The following is a 233-nucleotide window of genomic DNA, read 5'->3' as shown; positions in this document are numbered from 1 at the left end:
GTAGGAGTAAAGGCGTTCGTTTCAGGGCTTTCAGGCTGCTTTATAACACCATTAATGTAATCTATCCCATTTCCCAACAATGCCCGAAAAACAACATATTTCTTTTTAAAATTTATACTGTCAACAGCAATTGACATCCACTTTTTCTGTGTATAATCAAATGTGAATGTCGTAATATCATTTTCATGATAACCATTTGGAAGCTTTGATTCATCATACGGGAGATGTATCAC

Annotated in this window: 1 protein-coding gene; it reads right to left on the bottom strand. The window is 34.8% G+C overall.

Annotation, left to right across the window (positions count from 1 at the left end):
* Positions 1-233, bottom strand: a 233-nt coding sequence (locus SB725_RS34090; protein WP_410923811.1) for a hypothetical protein, incomplete at both ends; no start/stop codon positions are given.

Origin of the sequence: Pseudomonas sp. SIMBA_041 (assembly GCF_046535095.1) — a bacterium.
Classification (GTDB): domain Bacteria; phylum Pseudomonadota; class Gammaproteobacteria; order Pseudomonadales; family Pseudomonadaceae; genus Aquipseudomonas; species Aquipseudomonas mucoides.
This window is presented reverse-complemented; position numbering and strand designations above follow the sequence as displayed.